Genomic DNA, 18,964 nt, shown 5'->3' with positions numbered 1-18,964 from the left:
GGGGGGGGGCGGGGGGCGCGGGCGGGGAGTGGCGCGGCGCGGGCAGCGCCCCCCGCCGGCCCCCCCCCCCCCCCCCCCCCCCCCCCCCCCCCCCCCCCCCCCCCCCCCCCCCCCCCCCCCCCCCCCCCCCCCCCCCCCCCCCCCCCCCCCCCCCGCCGGTGTGAGCGGTCAGGGCTGCCCGGAGCAGATCTGACCCGCGTTGCACGGACGCAGGAGCCGTTCAGGGAGGTACCGCACGAAACGTGCGGGGCCGGGCACAGCGCTGGTCTCGGCGACCCGGTTCATCGCCCCGGGCGTCGCCGCCTGCCCCCAACGGCCGGTGTCGAGCCGGTGCTCCATCGCGCGCAGAGCCGCGAGGTGCTCAGCCGCGGTGAAGGTGCAGTGACCGGGGGCATCCACGTAGGCCGTGCGCAGCATCCCCGCATCTCCTGCCCGGCGGACGGCGTCCTCGTAGGTGCGGCTGTGCGCGGCCAGGGCCGAGGCATCGCCCGTGGTGTTCATCGTCAGCACCGGCACGAGCAGCTCACCGCTGGGTGCGAGGTTCTCCAGGGCGTAGGCGACGGCGTCGGGGTCGGCCGCGATCCGTGGCGCGGTGGCGAGGAGGTCCAGGTCCCTCCGCAGGTCCAGCCCGGCCTCGCGGTACAGGGCCTCCACGAGCTGCCGGTGCCCTGACCGCTGCAGCTGCTCCCGGTAGTCCACCCCGACGTTCCAGGAGAAGTTCCCGCCGGCGCGGTACTCGAGCTCCTGGCGCGGCACCCCCATGCCGAGCCGGACCGCGTTCTGCAGGGCGTGGTGCATCTGGGCCTGCTGCGCCGCGAGATCACGCCGGTCAGGACGCGGATCGGCCGGATCCACCCACAGGGGCGAGTTGTTCATGGCCGCCGCCAGGGCGATGCGCGCGCGTCCCTCCGGCGTGGACTGCGCCTGCTGCAGCAGCGCCGCGGTGGTGGCGGCGTCCGGCGGGGTGGGGCCGGGGTACGGCGGTAGGTGAACCAGGTCGAGGTCGTCACCGGTCGCGATCAGCTCGTCGACCACGAAGGTGGCGTCGAGCAGCTGGTTCCACTGCGCCACCGTGCCGCCCAGCCCGTGGCACAGCGGGATGGCCCCGTCGATGCGGTCGGGGAAGCGCTCGGCGATCGCGCCGGTGATGACCCCGCCCAGCGAGCCACCCCAGGCGATCGTCCGTTCCGGGCTGCCGATCTCGGTCTCGAAGACGTCCAGCGCGGCCATCTGGTCAGCAGGTCCCTCCTCGACGGCCCACCCGAAGTGCGAGTAGGTGGACGCAAGGAGGGCGTACCCCTGGTCGAGCAGGGTCGCGCGCAGGTTGTCGGGGCCGGGCATGGGCGGCGTCGGCACCGGCCCGCCCCGGCTCCAGAGGAGCAGCGTGCCGTTCCAGTCGGCCGGCACCTCGTAGCGGAACGGCGCCTGCGCACCGTCCTCGGCGGTGGTCGCACCGGTGCAGACGCGGACCCCGTCCGCGCCGGTGGTGCAGGGGCTGCCGTCGGCAGCGGCAGGTGGCGCGAGTGCGATGCCGCCGGCGGCGGCGGTGAGCGTGGCAGCCGCGAGCAGGCTTCGTCGGAGCATGCGTCATCTCCCTCGATCGGACCCGGAAGGGGTCGGTGGCACCCGCCCGTGGGCACGAGCGGGTGGCGCCTCGCCTCCGACGGTCGTCGGGGACGGACGGCGGAACAGGGGCATCCGGCCCGCTCCGCGGAGCTGACCGGTCGGGGGTGGTCCGGGCGGGCTGCGCCGGCGCGGAGGCGGGCACAGCCCGCCCGGATCAGGAAGCCCCGAGCAGAGCGCTGATCTCGGCCGCCTCGGCCTCGGGAACCGGGGTGGGCCGGACGAAGTCCTGCGCGTCCTCCCCGAACGGGGAGATGGCGTCGGACACCTCGTTGAAGTAGGAGTTGCCCTCCTCGGAGAGCAGGTAGTTGGCGAAGAGCTTTCCCGCGTTCTGGCACGGACTGTCCGCGGCCAGGCCGAGGCCGATCTCCGGACCCGTGGTCGGCGTCAGCACGGCCGCATCGACCGGGGCGTTCTGCTCCTGCAGGCCGGCCACGATGGCGGACACACCCGGGAAGCCGAGCGCACCCTCACCGGCGGCCACCCCCTGGGTGGCCGGGACCGCGGAGTTGTACCAGCGCGGCTCGTTCGACGCGACGGCCTGGAGGAAGTCGTCGCCGTACTCCTCCCGCATCAGCTGCCAGAAGGAGACGTTCGCCGGGGAGGAGGACGGCTCGGCGAGCAGCAGCTCCCCCTTGTTCGCCGGATCCGCGTAGGCCTCCCACGACGTGGGGGGCTCGGTGACCAGATCGGTGTTGTAGACCATCGTCGTCGGCACCAGGCTGATGACCGGCGTCGCGCCGTCGTCGGCCGTGTAGTCGTCGGGGAACTCGCCCGGGAAGGCCGGCAGCCCGGCCTCGTCGACCGGCTGCAGCCACCCGTTGCCCAACGCCTCTCCGTAGAAGGGCGACACGGTCAGGAGCACGACGTCGGCGACCGTCGCGCCGGCCTGCGCCTCCGTGGCGAAGCGCTGGCTCAGGTCCGCCGACACGAGACGGACGAAGGAGACCGGGATGCCGTACTGCTCGGAGAAGGCGTCCGTGACCGACTGCAGGATCGTCTCGTCGACAGTCCCGTACACGGTGAGACAGCCCTCCTCCTCGGCGGCGGCGACGAGCTCGTCCAACTCGTCGGAGCTCGCGAGGGTCGGCGCCGCGACCTCGTCGCTCCCCCCGCCGCTCCCTCCCCCGCAGGCGGCGAGGACCAGGGTCAGGGCCATGGTCAGGGCCAGCGCCGGAGCGGGGCCCGCACCGTGCCCCACGGTGCTCGAGTTCCTGATGCGCATTGAGGTGTCCTTTCTCGTCCCGCTTCGGCGCGGGGGTCTGGGAGGGATGGCGGGTGGGTCGTCGTCAACCGGTGGGGACGTCGGCCTGCATGGGCGGCCCCCCTTCCGGGTGCGGCCGCTGCGGGAACCGGTGCTCGATGAATCCGCTGACCGCCGCGTCGATCCGATCGACCCCGCCCGTGCGCGGATCGGCGTTGCTGGCGTGGATCTCCAGGACGGGGATGCCGGCGTCCTCGAGTGCCCTGGTGGTGAACCAGCTGCCGGGCACGTCGTCGGCGACCAGGTGGACGACGCCGTCGACGCCGTGCGCGCGCGCCTCCTTGACGTACCAGTCGGTGCTCCACGGCGGGGTGTAGAGCTGGTCGGTGAGCCCCGCGAACCGGCCCGCGAGCGCACGCACCGGGTCGGGGCCGTACCGGAGGTAGCCGTCCGCGGCGATCGCCAGGTACATCGACCAGACGAAGACCGCGCCGTAGCGCTCCTCGAACCGGCGGTAGAGGCCGAGGTCGTACCAGAGCCCGCGCCCCAGCCACATCAGCCGCAGCCGCTCGTCCGGCACGACGGCGGAGCCCGCCTCGACGAGGCCGGCGACCTCCTCGTACAGGCTGCGGGCCGCGTCCCGGCCCCACTCCGTGCCGCGGTGCCACTGCGGCACCATGACCGCCGGGATTGTGTCGCCGACGCGCACCGGCGTGGGCCGCGCGGTGGCAATCAGGTCCCGCGTCCGGCGGTTCCACTCGGCCTGCTCGTTGACCAGGTCCATCACGGCGCGCAGCCGGTCGTGGTCGAGGGTCCGGCCGGTGCGCTCGGTGAGCCAGGCCGCCAGGTCGGTGATCTCCCCAGCCAGGAGGTCGATGCGCTCGGCGCCGAACGCTTCCTCCCAGCGGCGCGGCACCAGCTCCCACCACCGCGGCGGCGCCTGGACTGCCGACGACCGCTCCAGCGGGTAGAAGTCGGTCCCCGGCAGTTCGTCCCAGAGGTCGAAGACCTTGCGTGCCGCGTCGCCGCTGTTCTCCGCGATGACGACCGTCGGCTGCGGCAGCCCGCCCCACGGGGCATCGGCGAGGAAGTGCGAGCCGAGGGCGACCGCGTCGTACTGGCGGCTGTAGTCGGGGTAGCCGCGACCGCGCAGCACCTGAAGGGAGTCGTCGGCGCGCTGCTTCGCCGCGACCACCGACGCCCACCACTGGTTGACCACGTAGGGGATGCCCATCGCGCGCAGCAGCTCCTGCGGGGCGTCTGCGTTCACCAGGGCGAGCGGTTCCCCGGCCCTGACACGCGCGCGGATGGTGGCGAACCACTCCTTCTGGTACGTCGTCGCGGCGGCGGCCGCGGCCAGCCGGCTCACGACCTGCTCCGGGCGGGCACCCCGACAGCGGCCCGCAGGTCGTCGACGGCGACTCGGTACGGCTGCCGCGCGAGCAGCACGGCGGGGACGGCGACCGCCGCGGCCTGGGCGGGGAAGTCCCACGCGGGCGCCTCGTCGTGCTCGCGGACGACGGCCAGCAGCAGGTCGGCGCGGCTGTCGCGGACCCGCAGGGCAGTGGCGGCGGCCCGACGACCGATCGACGCGGTCGGCGCAGCTGGACCGCGGTCCCGGTAGACGAGGGCCAGCGACGCCAGGTCGGGAGCAGCCGGACCGGTGGGCAGCGTGAGAGGGCCCCAGTCGTGGTCCTCCCCCACCACCAGGCAGTCGAGCTGGTCCTCCAGCGCGCGGTAGAGGTCGTCGACGTCCTGACCGCTGCCCGTGAGGAACACCCTCCGGGCGGTCCGGGGCTCCGTCGCCTCCGCCACCACCTGCTCGAGCAGCGGCGCGGCGTCGGCGGTGGGCAGCGCCGTCGCCACCCCCACCGAGTGCAGGGCCACCGTCCCGGTCAGCCGCCCCTCCGCGCGCAGCCCGCTCACCTGGCGCAGGAGCGCCCGGACCCGGCCCACGGCGCGGACGGCATCGGCCAGCCGTCCGGGCGTGGCCGCCGTCCCGGTCCAGCCGGCGAGCTGATCGGCCAGCTGCGCGAGCCGCACCTCGTCGTAGCGCGCGGTGTGCGGCGTCGGCAGGTGCAGCAGGTCCAGGAGCACGACCGGTGGGAGCTGCCGGGAGGGCTCGATCCGGCGCAGCTCGCGCAGCGCGTAGAACAGCTGGAGCGAGGCCTGCGAGTCCCGGGAGACGACCAGCCCGTCGAGGAAGGCGAGCGAGCCGTCGAGCAGCTGGGTGAGGACCGAGTGCACGACCGGGTCGAGCGCGGCGCCCAGGATCGACCGCGCCTCCTCCGACACCCGGTCCGGTGCGCCGTGCAGCCGGTAGGCGAGGGCGCCGGACGCCTCGACCAGCTCGGCCGGGACGTCGGCGCCCACGACCCCGACCACCGGCCGGCCACCCGCCGCCAGGTCACGGACGTGCTGGGGGCGGCCGGTGTAGAGCTCGGCGAGCCGGCGGACCGCTGTCATCTCAGACCACCCCCGCCTCGACCAGGGCGTCGATGCGGTCCTCGTCGTAGCCGCACAGTTCCCGCAGCACCGAGCGCGAGTGCTCGCCCAGCTGCGGCGCGGCGCCCTCCAGGGTGCTCGGCCGGCCGGAGAAGACGATGGGGACGCCGGTGCCGTACAGGTCCGGGCCGGCGGGGCCGGGCTCGGTGAGCCGGACGACCTCCCCGCGGGCGAGCACGAGGGGATCGCGGACCGCGGCGCTCGGGTCGCGCACCTCGGCGGCGGGAGCGCCGTGGGCGTCGAGGTGCGCGACGACCTCGGCGACCGGGCGGCCCGCCGCCCAGTCGGAGATCAGCCGGTGCAGCTCGTCGGCGTGCGCCACCCGCCCGTCGCGGTCGGCGAAGCGTGCGTCGTCCACCAGGTCCGGGCGGCCGATCGCCCGCAGCACACCGTGGGCGAACGGGTCGACCGGCGCGCACAGCGCGAACCAGCCGTCCTTCGCCTCGAACGTCCCGAACGGCGCGAGCCTCGGCACGGTGGCGCCCGTGCGCAGCGGCAGGCCGATCTGCTCGAACGCGTCGAACGGCTCGCAGGCCACCAGCGAGGTGAGGGCCCCCAGCATCGAGACGTCGACGTACTGCCCCGCGCCGGTGCGCTGCGCCTGCAGCACCGCCGAGACGGTGCCGATGACCGCGTACAGCGGCGCCAGGAGGTCGGCGATCGGCAGTCCCAGGCGGACGGGCGGTTCCCCGGGCGCCCCGGAGGTCATCATGACGCCGGAGAGAGCCTGGACGATCGTGTCCATCGCCTTGCCGGTGCCCGGTCCGCCGTCGGCACCGAATCCGCTGATCGACGTGTAGACCAGGCGCGGGTTGAGCTCGCGCGCCCAGGCGGCGTCGATGCCGAGCCGGGCGGTGACGCCGGCGCTGTAGTTCTCGACCAGGATGTCCGCCCGCCGCACGAGGTCGGCGAGGACCTCGCGCCCTCTCGGGTCGCGCAGGTCGAGGGTGACGCTCTCCTTGCCGCGGCCGCGCACGAGCATCGAGACCGACATGTCCTCCGGTGCGCTGCGGCGGACCCCCAGGCCCTCGCGCGTGACGTAGGGCGAGTTGTTCCTGGCCGGGTCGCCGCCGCGGTGGGGGTTCTCGACCTTGACCACCCGCGCGCCGAGGCCCGCGAGCAGCAGGGTCGCGTAGGGGCCGGCCAGGGCGTTGGTCAGGTCGACGACGACCATGCCCGCCAGCGGGCGTTCGTCGCTCACGCCGCTCCCCCCGTGAGCCGCAGCGGCACCGACACGTAGCCGATCTCGGGCATCCGGGCCCCCTCCAGCGGACCGTCCAGCTCGAAGCCGGTGGTGCCGGCGAGCAGCTCCTCCAGGGCGACGAGGACGGCGAGGCGGGCCAGCGGCATGCCGGCGCACCGGTGCCGTCCACGGCCGAACGCGAGGTGGGAGGCGATGTTGGGCCGGTCGAGCACGAAGCTATCCGGGTCCGGGAACTGCGCGGCGTCCCGGTTGGCCGAGGCGTAGACCAGGGTCACCGGCTCGGTCGGACGGATCGTCCGGCCGTGCAGCTCGACCTCGTGCGCCACCGTCCGGGCGAAGCCGCGGTAGGGGGTGTAGAGGCGCAGGAACTCCTCGACCGCCGCGGGCAGGAGAGCGGGGTGGGTGCGCAGACGGGCCTGCAACTCCTGGTCGCGCGAGAGGTGCACGCAGATCGACCCGAGCAGGATCGGTGGCGCCACCATGCCCACGACCAGACTCTGGCGCAGCGCCCCCACCAGGTGCTCCTCGTCCAGTGGCCGGCCGTCGACGCGCTCGGCCAGCAGCGAGCTGGCCGGGTCGTCCTCGACGGGCAGCGGCGCCTCGCGGCGGGAACGCACGAGGTCGCGGGCGATGCCGTACATGCGCTCGCTCATCTCGTTGACCACCGGGCCGTCCATCCGCCGCCAGGCGCGGACCCACGCGGTCGCGGTGTCGGCCAGGTGCGGCGCGATGTCGTCGGGCAGGTTGAGCCACTCGGTGGTGACCCAGGCCGGGAACCGGGCGCCGTACTCCTGCGCCACGTCGCCGGCCCCCCGCGCGACCATCGGAGCCAGCTCCCGGGCCGCGTGCACCCGCAGCCGCGGCTCCAGCTTCGCGATCCGGGACCGCTGCAGGGTGCGGTCGAGCGCCTTGCGGTACGGCGTGTGCGCCGGGGCGTCGAAGTTCAGCGGCGGACGGCGCAGGCCGCGGGGGTCGCTGGGCACGACGGCGCGCACCGAGGAGATGAAGGTGCGCGAGTCCGACGCCGCCGCCGCGACGTCGGCGTAGCGGGTCAGGGCCCAGAAGCCGCCGTAGGCGTCGGTGTGCGCGACGGGGCACTGCGCACGCAGCTCCGCGTAGGTGGCGAGGGCCTCGTCCGGCGCGTCCGACGCCAACGGGTCGAAGTCGCTCATCGCACCGGCACCGGGATGGTGTGCAGCAGCTGCGCGGCCGTCGCCCGTGCCTGCACCTCGACCTCCGCGTGCAGCCGGTGGAACAGCTCTTGCGCGCGCTCCGCCGGCCAGGGCGCGGGGAGCAGCTCCACCGGCAGCCGGGGATCGGCCCGGATCGCTCGCAGCCATTCCGCCTGCAGTGCCAGTTGGCGGCCCAGCGGATCGGTGTAGGCACGGTCGGCTGCTCCGCCGTCCCACCGCTCGATGAAGGTCTCGTACCGACCGGCCAGCTGCCGCAGGTCCCACGCGTCGGCCACCATCGCGGACACGTCAGTGCCGTTCGCCGGCGAGGCGACGAAGGCCCGGACGTGCCGCGCTGCCTCGAGTCCGTCGAGCAGGTGCTCTACGTCGATCGTTGCCGGCGCCACCCACAACCCGCCCTGCAGCGGACCGAAGCCGGCCCACAGCAGCCGCGAGCGCAGCTCGTGCCGCTGCCGCTGCCACGACTCGGGGAGCGAGAAGCTCAGCAGGGTCCAGCGGCCGTCCCAGTGCCGGTTGACCGCGCCGCTGCGCCAGATCCGCACCGCTCCGTCGTTGAGCACCTCCTCCGACCGGGGGGTGAGCCCGAAGTAGACCGGCCGCCCCTGCCGCTCGCTGACCAGCAGGCCCTTCTTGACCATCCGGGTCAGCGCCGAGCGAGTGGCGTGCGGCGAGACGCCGACGCGGTGCATGACGTCCAGGACACTCGCCGAGGCCACCATCAGGGGGCGGCCGAGGAGGTGTGCGCCGAAGAACGTCAGCAGCAGGCTCTCCGGCCGGAGGCCGGGGTCAGGCGCGAGGAACTCGGCCTCGTCGGCCAGGACCGGGGTCGCCATCACACACCTCCGACCCGGGCGCTGACGCCCAGCTTGGACTTGTGGCGGGTGTAGGCGAGGACGGCGACCAGCACGGTGGCCGTGATGAGGACGAGCACCGTCGACAGCGAGGCGAGAAGAGCGAAGGAGCCGCTCGTGAACACCTCGAGGATGCGGAACCCGACCACCGGGTTCGCGGTGCCGGCCAGGATGGCGGAGGCGGTGAGATCGCCGACGATGCGGATGAACAGCAACGCCCAGCCGGCGACCAGGCCCGGGATCATGAGCGGCACGTACACCTTGCGGAACGTGCGGAACGGTCGCGCGCCGGAGATGGCCGAGGCCTCCGGCAGCTCCTTGCCGACACCGCTCACCGCGGCGTCGGCGGCTATCGACGCCTGCGGCAGGTACAGCGCCAGGTACCCGACGAGCAGGATGAGCAGCGTGCCGGTCAGGTGGAACGGTGCACCGGCGAGCAGCAGCAGGATGCCGACGGCTATCACCATGTTGGAGATGGCGGCCGGGAGCTTGACCGCGACGTCGATGCCCTTGGCCAGCGCCGTGCGCCTGCGGGAGACGTAGAGGGCGATCATCGCCGCGCCGAGGATGCCGATGAGTCCGCCGACCAGCCCCAGACCCAGGCTGTTCCGCAGCGCCTTGAGCGTGGTCGCGTCCTGGAACACCGCCTCCGTGACCGCGGCGAAGCTGAGGGAGTCCCAGGCGATGTTCGGCGTCCAGAAGCCGTTCAGCGAGACGAGCACCAGCGCGACGATCGGCAGGATCGTCGAGACGAGCACGTACCCGAGCACCATCAGCCGGGCGGGCCACTTCCACGTGCCCAGGTCGATCGTCTTCGCGCGGGCCCCCTTGCCGGCCACCGTGGCGTACCGGCCCCGCCGGAGGATGCGCAGCTGCAGCCAGTAGGCCAGGCCGACGAAGAGGACGACGAAACCGGAGAGGCCGATCGCGAGATCCGTCTGCGGCGGGAAGGTGAAGGTCAGCAGCTCCACGATGCGGACGGAGATGACATCGATGTTCGCCGGCGTGCCGATGATGGCGGGGATCGAGAACATCCCGACGCCGAACCAGACGGCCAGCAGGAAGCCGGCGCCGAGGCTCGGCGCGACCGCCGGCAGGGTGACCTTGCGCAGCGTGCGGAAGGTGCTCGCCCCGGACAGCCGCGAGGCCTCCTCGAGGGCGGGGTCGAGGTTGCGCAGCCCGGCCGAGGCGTTCATGAAGACGAACGGGACGGCGTAGAACGCCATCACCATGATCAGCCCGTACCACGAGTTGATGTCCAGCGGCCCCGCCCGCATGTCCACGCCGAACAGGGCGACGAAGTCACGGATCCAGCTGTTGAGCAGCCCGGCGCGCGGCGACAGCAGCATCGTCCAGCCGACCGCGCCGGCCACGGGCGGCAGCAGGAACGGCAGCAGCGGCAGGGCATCGGTCAGGAGGCCCATGCGGGCGTTGGTCCGCTCGTTCAGCCAGGCGAGGGCCACACCGATCACGAAGGCGAGCACCGCGCTGGCCAGCACGAGGACGAACGTGTCGAGCAGCAGCTTGCCGAGATCCGGGATGGCCAAGGTGCGTCGGATGGGCTCCAGCGTGAGCGATCCGTCGACCCAGAAGAGCCGGACGAGGACGCGACCCAGCGGGACGACGACGATGCCGATGAGCACGGCGGCGATGACCAGGGTGGTCGTGTCGAACGCGCTGGGCAGCCGGCGGGCGGAACGGGGTCGGGCGGGAGCGCGCCCGAGGAAGACGTCGGCGGCGCTCACGACGCCGGCACCATCGCGGGGGCGACGGGGACGGACGCGGTGTCGGCCCACGACACGGTGGATCCGTCGACCGGCAGGACGAGCACGTCGTCGGCGTCCACGGAGACCCAGGCCTCGGAGCCGGCGGCGACGAGATCGGACCGGGGGCTCCACAGCCGGACGTCGGTCTCCGACGTGCCGACACTCACCACGTACTCGGTGTGGGACCCCACGAACAGGGGCGCCTTGACCCGACCGGGCCACCGGTTGACCGTCGCAGGTTCCTCCCGGCTGAGGACACCCCGCTCGGGGCGCCACATCGCAGCGACGCGGTCCCCGACGGTGAACCGCCGACCCCCCGCCGTCCCCACGAACCGCCCGTACGGCGTGTCGACGACCACGCCCTCGCCGTCGGTCGCGGCAACCGAGCCGAGGACCTCGTTGATCGCCCCGATGAACTTCGCGACGTACCGGGTCGCCGGCCGGTGGTAGATCTCCTGGGGACTGCCGAACTGGGCGACGCGCCCGCTGTCCAGCACCGCGATCCGGTGCGCCAGCTCCATGGCCTCCGTCTGATCGTGGGTCACGAACAGCGCCGAGAACCCGAGCTTGCGCTGCATCGACACCAGCTCGAAACGGAGCTGCTCGCGGACCTTCGCGTCGACGTTGGACAGCGGCTCGTCGAAGAGCACCAGCTCGTCGTTGTTGACCAGGGCGCGCGCCAGTGCGATCCGCTGTTGCTGGCCGCCGCTCATCTGGCCCGGGTACTGCTTCTCGAGTTCCCCGACCCCGACCAGCTCCAGCGCCTGCCGCACCCGCCGGGCGATCTCGTCCCTGGCGATCTTCCGGCCACGCCGGCTCTGCAGCGGATAGGCGACGTTCTTGAACGCCGTCATGTGCGGCCACAGGGCGTAGGACTGGAAGATCATGCTGATGTCGCGGCGCTCCGGCGGCACGTCCACACGGTCGGCCGCCGAGAACACCGCTCGGCCGCCGATGCGGATGACGCCCTGGTCAGGCGTCTCGAGGCCGGCAATGGCCCGCAGCAACGTCGTCTTCCCGCACCCGCTGGGGCCCAGCAGGACGACGAAGTCTCCCGCCGCGACCTCGAAGGAGACGTCGTCGATCGCGTTCACCACGGCCCCGCTCTCGCGACGGAATCGCTTGATCAGGTTGCTCACCTCGACGACCGGCGTCGACGAAGCGGTGGTCATGTGGGGCGTCATCGCGTCGACCTGTCTCTCTGGGCGCGCCGTAAGGGCCGGATGATCACGGGCGTTCCGATCGACCGGCGTTCCGATTTGGTGATGGACGTCACGCCACCAGCCACGGCACATGTTTGCCGAATGCCGCACACCCGTCAACGCCCTGGCGAAAATGTCCGCGGCGGGGCTAACCTCCGGCCATGACTGCGGAGGACACCCGGCGAGCGGCCCACGACTTCGACCCGGTGCGCCCGGGCGAGACGTTCACCAGCGCCCACGAGGAGTACGCCGAGCTGCGCTCGCGCTGCCCCGTCGCCCGGAGCCAGGAGTACGGCGGCTTCTGGGCCGCGCTGGGTTACGACGAGGTGCTCTCGGTGATCACCGACATCGAGCACTTCACGACCTCGAAGCAGAACGCGATCCCGAAGTTCGCGTTCACCGGCGTCCGCCCGCCGCTGCACCTCGACCCACCTGAGCACATGGCCTACCGGCGGGTCATCAACGCGTTCTTCACGCCGCCGAAGATGCGGCAGCTCGAGCCGAGGGTCCGCCAGGTCGCCGTCGAGCTGCTCGACCCGCTGGTCGACGCCCGCTGGGTCGACGTCTGCAAGGAGTACGCGCACAAGTTCCCCGCGCACGTCTTCGCGCACTTCTTCAACCTGTCCGTCGACGTGTCGGAGGAGATCAAGAAGGTCAGCGGGACGTACGTCGACGCGATCCAGGTGCTCGACCACGAGGTGGTCAAGAAGCTCAGCCGGCGGCTCTACGAGATCGCGCAGGACATCATCGACGAGCGGTCCTCGGGAGGCTACGACCCCGCGGAGGACCTGACCGCCGCCCTGCTGGCCGCCGAGTACGAGGGCGCTCCCCTACCCGCGGACATGGTGCTGGGCTGCGTCCGCCAGCTCATCGTCACCGGCATGGTCGCGCCGAGCGTCTTCACCGGGAACATGTTCGTCCACCTCTCGCGAGACCCGGACCTGCAGGATCGGCTGCGCGCGGACCCGTCGCTGATCCCGGCGGCGATCGAGGAGTTCCTCCGGCTCTACTCGCCCTACCGGGGCATGGCCCGCACGGCGCGCGAGGACGTCGTCCTCTCCGGGCAGCTCATCCGCAAGGACGACCCGATCGCGCTGGTCTACACGTCGGCCAACCGCGACGAACGGGTCTTCTCCGACGGGGAGTCCTTCGTCCTGGACCGGACCAACATCGACAAGCACATCTCCTTCGGCCGGGGCACCCACAGCTGCCCCGGTGCGCCGCTGGCCCGGATGATGATGCGCATCACCCTGGAGGAGGCGCTGTCGCGGAGCACCAGCTTCCGGCTCGCCGGCGACCCGGAGATGGCGATCTGGGCGGAATGGGGCACCCGCTCGGTACCCCTGGACTTCGTCCGCGCCTGATCGCCGGCCCCGGTTCCAGCGATCAGGCGGACGTGCCGCGGAGCTCGGCGAGGATGGGGCCGGCGACCTTGAAGGCGTGGTTGGCCGCGGGCACCCCGGCGTAGACGGCGGCGTGCTGGATGACCTCGGCGATCTCCTCGTCGGAGAGCCCGTTGTTCACGGCCGCGCGCACGTGCAGGGCGAACTCCTCCCAGTGCCGCAGCGCGATGGTGATCGACAGCGTCATCAGGCTGCGGTCCCGGCGGGCCAGCCCGGGGCGCTGCCAGAGGTCGCCCCACGCGGTGCGGGTGATGAAGTCCTGGAAGTCCGCGGTGAACGGGGTGGTGGCGGCGACGGCGCGGTCCACGTGCGCGTCGCCCAGCACCTCGCGGCGGGTGCGCATGCCGGCCTCGCGGCGGGCGGCGTCGGTGTCGGGCAGCTCGCTCATCGGGCGCCTCCGGCGGCGTCGAAGTGGCGGAGCAGCGCGCCGGTGACCTCCGCCGCGCGCTCCAGGTTGCCCAGGTGGGCGGCCGGGCTGAGCGTGAGCAGCTCCGCCCCGGCGATGCCCGCGGCGATCGCCTCCTGGTGCGGGGGCGGCAGCGCCGGGTCCTCGGCGCCGGAGACGACGAGCGTCGGGGCGGTGATGCGCCGCAGGTCCTCGCGCAGGTCGATGCCGCCGACCACCTCGCAGCACGCGGCGTAGCCCTCGTCGTCGGCGCCGGCCACCATCGCCTCGAGCCGGGCCACGAGGTCGGGGTGCTGCGCGGCGAAGCCAGGGGTCAGCCAGCGGGAGACCACCGTCGGGGCGAAGCCGGCGGTGCCTTCGGCGCGGGCCTGCGCGGCCCGGTCGAGGAAGCCCTGGGGCTCGGTCCTCGCCGAGCTGAACAGCACGGCGAGTCCCTGCACGCGGGAGGGCTCGCGGGCCGCCATCCGCATGCCGACCATGCCGCCGAGCGAGACCCCGGCGACGTGCGCCCGCTGCGCCCCGAGCCGGTCGAGCAGCGCCAGGACGTCGTCGACCAGGTCGTCGAGGGAGTACGGCCCGGCCGGCGCGGGTGACTCGCCGTGGCCGCGGCCGTCGTAGGTGACCACCCGGAACCGCTCGGCCAGCGCGGGTACCTGCGGGTCCCACATCGCGCGGGCCGCGCCCAGGGAGTTGGACAGGACGACCACGGGCGCGTCAGCGGGTCCGGTGACGGTGTGGGCGACGGGGACGGCGCTCATCGGGCTCCCTCGGTGAGGTGGGTGTGCTCGGCCAGGACCTCGTCGACCTGTGCGCCCGCCTCGCCGACGTCCGGCCGTGCGCCGAGCAGTGCGGCGAGGTCGACGTCGTCCCGGCCGGCCACCACGTCGGCCAGCGGCCGCCCGGTGGCCTCGGCCTCCCGCACGGCGGCCGCCGCCTCGTCGTGCGCCGCGTCGCGGCCGAGCAGCGGGGTCAGGGCGTCGGCGAGCGCCCCGGCGAGCTCCGGGTCGCGGGCCGCGGCCACCGTCGCCGCCATGCGGGCGGGGTCGGGGCGCAGGCCGGCGAGGCTCTCGACCAGCCAGGCCGCGGCCGAGCCGACCGTCGACAGCAGGTCGGTCAGGGCCGGCCACTCGCTGTGCCAGGCGCCGGCGGCGCGCTCGTGCTCCTGCTCCATCGCACCCAGCAGGGTGGCCACGAGGCCGGGGGCCCGCCGGGCGCAGGCGCGGGCGGAGATGGCTGCGACAGGGTTGCGCTTGTGCGGCATGGCGGACGAGCCGCCCCGGCCGGCGCCGGTCTCGGCGACCTCGGCCACCTCGCTCTGCGCGAGCAGCACGACGTCGACGGCCACGGTGGCCAGCACGCCGGCGGTGGCGCCGAGCGCGCCGGCCAGGTCGGCGACCGGTAGCCGCACGGTGTGCCAGGGGGCGGCGGTGGCGACCAGCCCGAGCTCGGCGGCGAGCGCTGCCCGCAGCGCCGTCCCCGACCCGTCGGTGGCGGCCAGGGTGCCGACCGCCCCGCCGTACTGGACCGGCAGCGACGCCACCACCTCAGCCAGCCGCAGCCGGGCGCCGTCCAGCCCGCTGAGCCAGCCGGCGGCCTTCAGGCCGAAGGTGGTGGGCAGCGCCTGCTGCAGAAGGGTGCGTCCCATGAGGACGTCGTCGCGGTGGGCCCGGGCCAGCCCGGCCGCCGCCTCGGCCGCGAGCGCGAGATCACGGTCGATCGCGGCGATCGCCCGGCGGCTCATGAGCACCAGCGCGGTGTCGACGACGTCCTGGCTGGTGGCGCCGACGTGGACGGCCACCGCGTGGCGCTCCCCCACCGCGGCCCGCAGCACCCGCACCAGCGGCGGCACCGGGTTGCCGGCATCGGCGGCGTGCGCGACCACGGAGGCCAGGTCGAGGGCCGCGGGTTCGGCGCAGGCGCGCGTGACGGCGTCGGCGGCCGTGGCGGGCACCAGCCCCGTCGCCGCGGCGGCGCGCGCCAGGGCGGCCTCCACGTCGAGGAGCGCGTCGAACCAGGCGGAGTCGGAGACGGCGGTCGCCGCGCCGCCGCGGGCGAAGGTCGCGCTGAAGAGACCGGTCACGTCCCGTTCCTACCGCGTCGAGGGCCCTCGGGCGGGCTCATACCGCGAAGAACACCGTCTCGCGCTCGCCCTGCAGGTGGACGTCGAAGCGGTAGCCGTCACCGCCCGGGGCGGCGAGCAGCGTCTGCCGCGCGGCCTCGTCGGGCAGCGAGCGCAGCACGGCGTCCTCGGCGTTCGCCTCGGCCTCGTCGGCGAAGTAGATGCGGGTGACCACCCGGTCGAGCAGCCCACGGGCGAACACCGAGACGTCGATGTGCGGCGCCTGCAGCCCGCCCTCGCCGTCGGGCACCCGGCCCGGCTTGAGGGTGAACACCGAGAAGTCCCCGGTGATCGTCTGCGCGCGGGCGTAGCCGCGGAAGCCCGGGTAGGACGCCGCGCCGCGGGGGTCCTCGGGCGAGGGGAACCGGCCGTCGGGATCGGCCTGCCAGGTCTCGATCATGGCGTCGGGCACGACCTCACCGGCGCCGTCGAACACGCGACCGCGCAGCCAGAAGCCGCCCGGGGTGCCCTCGGCGGCGGCGAACTCGCCGTCGGGCCAGGTGAGCCCGATGGCGAGGTAGGGGCCGACGGTCGCGCTCGGCGTGGTGCCCAGCCGGAACGGGCCGGTGAGGAAGCCGCTGCCGCGCTGCCCGGAGCGCGGCTGGAAGGGGGTGGGCGGGTCCGGCGGGACGTCCAGCGGGTTCACGGTCACGCGACATCTCCGTCGTCGTCGGTCTCGAACGGCGTCTGGTCGGTCCCGCGCAGCACGATGTCCCACTCGAAGGCCAGCGCCCAGTTGTCCTGGGTGCGCTCGAGGGAGAACCGGCTGATCGCCCGGTGCCGCGCCGCCGGCGGGATGGAGTTGAAGATGGGGTCCTGGCCGAACAGCGGGTCGTCCGGGAAGTACATCTGGGTGACCAGCCGCTGGGTGAAGGCGCGGCCGAAGAGGCTGAAGTGGATGTGCGCGGGGCGCCAGGCGTTGTGGTGGTTCCCCCACGGGTAGGCGCCGGGCTTGATCGTCAGGAACTCGTACCGGCCGAGGCTGTCGGTCACGACCCGGCCGAGACCGTCGAAGTGCGGGTCCAGCGGCGCGGGCCAGTTGTCGACGACGTGCCGGTAGCGGCCGGACGTGTTGGCCTGCCACACCTCCACGAGCGCGTCGGGCACCGGGCGGCCGTCGCTGTCCAGCACGCGGCCGTGGACGAGGATCCGCTGGCCCATCGCCTCGCCCCCGTTGCGCAGGGTGAGGTCGGCGTCGTGCGGGAGCACGCGGTCCTCGCCGAGCACCGGACCGGTGACCTCGGTGAGCCGGTGCGGCAGGTCCACCGGCGTCCGCAGGGGGGCCCGCAGGGCGGTGCTCCGGTAGCCGGGGAAGCCCACGGGGGTGCGCACCGCGGCGTCCTCGCGCAGGTACCGCGGCAGGTGCAGGCCGTCGGCGGACGTGGTCCCGGTCATGGCCGGACGGTACGGCCGCCCGGCTACGCTCCCAAGTCCAGCTTTCCACTGGACGGGAGACGAGCAGCATGGCCGGTCGCAGCGCCACCCCGGGACGGTCGGTCACCTCGCGGGCGCTGGGGATCCTCGACGCCTTCGACAGCCGCACGCCGCGACTGTCCCTCTCGGAGATCGCCGACCGCTCGGGCACGCCGCTGACCACCGCCCACCGGCTGCTCGGCGAGCTGACCGACTGGGGCGCGCTGATCCGCCGCCCCGACGGCCGCTACGAGATCGGCCGCAAGCTCTGGGACCTCGGCCTGCTGGCCCCCGTCCAGCTCGAGCTCCGCCAGGTCGCCGCCCCGTTCCTCTTGGACCTGCACACCACCACCCGCGACACCGTGCACCTGGCCGTCCGGGAAGGGCTGCACGCGCTCTACGTCGACCGGGTCTCGGGCCGGGAGTCGGTGCCGGTGGTCAGCCAGGTCGGCAGCCGGCTGCCGCTGCACGCCACGGGCGTGGGCAAGGTGCTGCTGGCCGCCGCTCCCGACGACGTGGTCGACCAGGCGCTGCGCTCGCTGCGACCGCTCACCCGGCACACCGTCACCGATCCGGCGAGGCTCACCCGCGAGCTGGCCGAGATCCGGCGCCGCCGGTACGCCCGCACCTGCGAGGAGATGTCGCCGGGCACGGCCTCCGTCGCGGTGCCGGTGCAGGTGGAGCGGGAGGCCGGACCACTGGCCGTCGCAGCGCTGGGCATCGTGGTGCCCCCGCACCGGCGCGACGTCGCCCGTCTGGTCCCCGCCCTGGAGATGGCGGCCCGCGGGATCGGTCGCGAGCTCGCCCGCTCGCTCGAATTCCACTGACCGGAAGGCTCGGGTCCCGGGGAGCCCGGGAGGGAGCCACACTCGTCGGCGTGCGCACCCAGGTAGGCATCATCGGCGCCGGCCCCGCCGGCCTCCTGCTGTCCCGACTGCTGGCGCTGCAGGGCATCGACTCGGTCGTCCTGGAGAACCGCTCCCGGGAGTACGTGGAGGCACGCATCCGGGCCGGGATCCTCGAGCAGCACACGGTCGACACCCTGACCGCCGCCGGGCTGGGCGACCGGCTGCACCGGGAGGGCCTGGAGCACCGGGGCATCCACCTCCAGTACCCGGGCACCCGCCACCAGCTGGACTTTCCCTCGCTGTGCGACCGCACGGTGTGGGTCTACGGCCAGACGGAGGTCACCAAGGACCTCATCGCCGCGCAGCTGGCCGGCGGCCCGCCGCTGCTGTTCGAGGTCTCCGACGTCGCGGTCGAGGACGTCGACACCGACTCCCCGCGGATCCGGTTCACCGACTCCGACGGCGTGGCGCAGGTGCTCGAGTGCGACGTCGTGGCGGGCACCGACGGGTTCCACGGCGTCTCCCGGCCGGTCGTGCAGGCCGGCCCCGGCGCGCGCACGTGGGAGCGCACCTACCCCTACGCCTGGCTCGGCATCCTGGCCGACGCCGCACCGGCCACCGACGAGCTGATCTACGCCTGGCACCCGGAGGGGTTCGCGCTCTACTCGATGCGCTCCCCCAGGGTCTCCCGGCTCTACCTCCAGGTCGACCCCGCCGAGAAGATCGAGGACTGGTCCGACGACCGGATCTGGGACAACCTCTCCCGCCGGTTCGCCCTGGACGGCTGGGAGATCAACACCGGCACGGTGACCGAGAAGTCGATCCTGCCGATGCGCTCGTTCGTCAGCGCACCCATGCGCCGGGGCCGGCTCTTCCTGGCCGGGGACGCCGCCCACATCGTCCCGCCGACCGGCGCCAAGGGGCTCAACCTCGCCGTCGCCGACGTGACGCTGCTCGCGCAGGCGCTGGTGCGGCTGCTCGCCGAGAAGCAGACGGACCTGGTCGACAGCTACTCCGACCGGGCGCTGGCCCGCGTCTGGCGGTCCACCCACTTCTCCTGGTTCATGACCTCGATGCTGCACACCTCCGGTGACGACTTCGACGCCCAGCTGCAGCTGTCCCAGCTGCGCCGGGTCTGCTCCTCGGAGGCCGCGGCCCGCGAGCTCGCCGAGAACTACACCGGGCTGCCGATCGAGCACTGACCCCGCCCCCGGGAGCCGGCCGCCG

Annotated in this window: 17 protein-coding genes; 3 read left to right on the top strand and 14 right to left on the bottom strand. The window is 73.8% G+C overall.

The features are described from left to right. Positions 1–168: 168 nt before the first annotated feature. The 9 genes from ACI79Q_RS12390 to ACI79Q_RS12350 form a co-directional block, all read right to left on the bottom strand. Positions 169–1,584, bottom strand: coding sequence for an alpha/beta hydrolase family protein (locus ACI79Q_RS12390; RefSeq protein WP_456614769.1), 1,416 nt, complete (start codon positions 1,582–1,584; stop codon positions 169–171). A 196-nt stretch (positions 1,585–1,780) separates the two neighbouring features. Beyond that, positions 1,781–2,848: an ABC transporter substrate-binding protein gene (locus ACI79Q_RS12385; protein WP_456614768.1), complete on the bottom strand. Its 1,068-nt coding sequence runs from the start codon at positions 2,846–2,848 to the stop codon at positions 1,781–1,783. Between the two features lie 64 nt (positions 2,849–2,912). Continuing rightward, on the bottom strand, positions 2,913–4,196 hold the full coding sequence (locus ACI79Q_RS12380; protein ID WP_456614767.1) for a 2-hydroxyacyl-CoA dehydratase: 1,284 nt from the start codon (positions 4,194–4,196) through the stop codon (positions 2,913–2,915). Further along, on the bottom strand, positions 4,193–5,293 hold the full coding sequence (locus tag ACI79Q_RS12375; RefSeq protein WP_456614766.1) for a 2-hydroxyacyl-CoA dehydratase: 1,101 nt from the start codon (positions 5,291–5,293) through the stop codon (positions 4,193–4,195). The genes ACI79Q_RS12380 and ACI79Q_RS12375 overlap by 4 nt, the downstream gene beginning before the upstream one ends. A 1-nt stretch (position 5,294) precedes the next feature. After that, entirely contained in the window at positions 5,295–6,533 is a 1,239-nt protein-coding gene (locus tag ACI79Q_RS12370; protein WP_456614765.1) for a CaiB/BaiF CoA transferase family protein, read from the bottom strand. Continuing rightward, positions 6,530–7,708, bottom strand: a complete 1,179-nt coding sequence (locus ACI79Q_RS12365) for a cytochrome P450 (protein ID WP_456614764.1) — start codon at positions 7,706–7,708, stop codon at positions 6,530–6,532. The genes ACI79Q_RS12370 and ACI79Q_RS12365 overlap by 4 nt, the downstream gene beginning before the upstream one ends. Continuing rightward, a complete protein-coding gene (locus ACI79Q_RS12360) occupies positions 7,705–8,562 on the bottom strand; it encodes a PaaX family transcriptional regulator (RefSeq protein WP_456614763.1) in 858 nt (285 codons plus the stop codon). Before ACI79Q_RS12360 ends, ACI79Q_RS12365 begins: the two co-directional genes overlap by 4 nt. Further along, positions 8,562–10,325, bottom strand: a complete 1,764-nt coding sequence (locus tag ACI79Q_RS12355) for an ABC transporter permease (RefSeq protein ID WP_456614762.1) — start codon at positions 10,323–10,325, stop codon at positions 8,562–8,564. Before ACI79Q_RS12355 ends, ACI79Q_RS12360 begins: the two co-directional genes overlap by 1 nt. After that, positions 10,322–11,518 (bottom strand): ABC transporter ATP-binding protein, encoded by a 1,197-nt coding sequence (locus ACI79Q_RS12350; protein WP_456614761.1) that lies wholly within the window; start codon positions 11,516–11,518, stop codon positions 10,322–10,324. Before ACI79Q_RS12350 ends, ACI79Q_RS12355 begins: the two co-directional genes overlap by 4 nt. Before the next feature lie 191 nt (positions 11,519–11,709). On the opposite strand from ACI79Q_RS12350, the gene ACI79Q_RS12345 reads away from it, so the two are divergent. Further along, complete coding sequence (locus ACI79Q_RS12345; protein WP_456614760.1) at positions 11,710–12,912, top strand: cytochrome P450; 1,203 nt, start codon at positions 11,710–11,712, stop codon at positions 12,910–12,912. Positions 12,913–12,934: 22 nt separating this feature from the next. Here the strand turns inward: ACI79Q_RS12345 and pcaC are convergent, their stop codons facing one another. Genes pcaC through pcaH form a run of 5 tightly spaced genes read right to left on the bottom strand, consistent with a single transcriptional unit; the run spans position 12,935 to position 16,871 of the window. Next, a complete protein-coding gene (pcaC, locus tag ACI79Q_RS12340) occupies positions 12,935–13,339 on the bottom strand; it encodes a 4-carboxymuconolactone decarboxylase (protein WP_456590692.1) in 405 nt (134 codons plus the stop codon). Next, a complete protein-coding gene (gene pcaD / locus ACI79Q_RS12335; protein WP_456613643.1) occupies positions 13,336–14,115 on the bottom strand; it encodes a 3-oxoadipate enol-lactonase in 780 nt (259 codons plus the stop codon). Before pcaD ends, pcaC begins: the two co-directional genes overlap by 4 nt. After that, positions 14,112–15,437: a 3-carboxy-cis,cis-muconate cycloisomerase gene (gene pcaB, locus ACI79Q_RS12330; protein ID WP_456600319.1), complete on the bottom strand. Its 1,326-nt coding sequence runs from the start codon at positions 15,435–15,437 to the stop codon at positions 14,112–14,114. The genes pcaD and pcaB overlap by 4 nt, the downstream gene beginning before the upstream one ends. Positions 15,438–15,474: 37 nt before the next feature. Beyond that, complete coding sequence (gene pcaG / locus ACI79Q_RS12325; protein ID WP_456590695.1) at positions 15,475–16,128, bottom strand: protocatechuate 3,4-dioxygenase subunit alpha; 654 nt, start codon at positions 16,126–16,128, stop codon at positions 15,475–15,477. Beyond that, a complete protein-coding gene (gene pcaH / locus ACI79Q_RS12320; RefSeq protein ID WP_456590696.1) occupies positions 16,125–16,871 on the bottom strand; it encodes a protocatechuate 3,4-dioxygenase subunit beta in 747 nt (248 codons plus the stop codon). Before pcaH ends, pcaG begins: the two co-directional genes overlap by 4 nt. A gap of 68 nt (positions 16,872–16,939) precedes the next feature. Here pcaH and ACI79Q_RS12315 point away from each other — a divergent pair, with 68 nt between their 5' ends. Together ACI79Q_RS12315 and ACI79Q_RS12310 are read left to right on the top strand one after the other, a co-directional pair. After that, positions 16,940–17,716, top strand: coding sequence for an IclR family transcriptional regulator (locus tag ACI79Q_RS12315; RefSeq protein ID WP_456590697.1), 777 nt, complete (start codon positions 16,940–16,942; stop codon positions 17,714–17,716). Positions 17,717–17,766: 50 nt separating this feature from the next. After that, complete coding sequence (locus tag ACI79Q_RS12310; protein WP_456590698.1) at positions 17,767–18,939, top strand: 4-hydroxybenzoate 3-monooxygenase; 1,173 nt, start codon at positions 17,767–17,769, stop codon at positions 18,937–18,939. Positions 18,940–18,964 lie beyond the last annotated feature (25 nt).

The sequence above is a fragment of the Blastococcus sp. SYSU DS0828 genome, assembly GCF_054050975.1.
The sequence above is the reverse complement of the archived record's forward strand: the minus strand, read 5'-3'. Positions and strand labels throughout refer to the sequence as shown.